General features: G+C 41.3%; 1 protein-coding gene. It reads left to right on the forward strand.

Translation table 11 applies throughout. The features are described from left to right. The coding region (locus ABR397_RS24415; protein WP_350307932.1) for a hypothetical protein at positions 1–223 on the forward strand (223 nt) is incomplete at both ends.

Here is a 223-nt window from a genome sequence, read left to right on the forward strand (position 1 = left end):
CGACACCGTGCGTAATACCGGGGATAAAGCTTTACTGCAAGCCAGCGATAATCTGTGGATACAGAAAGATGCGCAGGGAAATAAAAATCAATTAGTCGAAAACAGATCGGCAACGATAAAAACCGTGAAAGGGGATTTGCTTGTCAGGACAAAAGATCTGAATAATACCCGCAATGTCTTTGTTATTCAAAATAAGCCGATAACACCAGATGTTACAGACAGA

The sequence above is a fragment of the Photorhabdus viridis genome, assembly GCF_040256935.1.
In the GTDB taxonomy this organism is placed as follows: Bacteria; Pseudomonadota; Gammaproteobacteria; order Enterobacterales; family Enterobacteriaceae; genus Photorhabdus; species Photorhabdus viridis.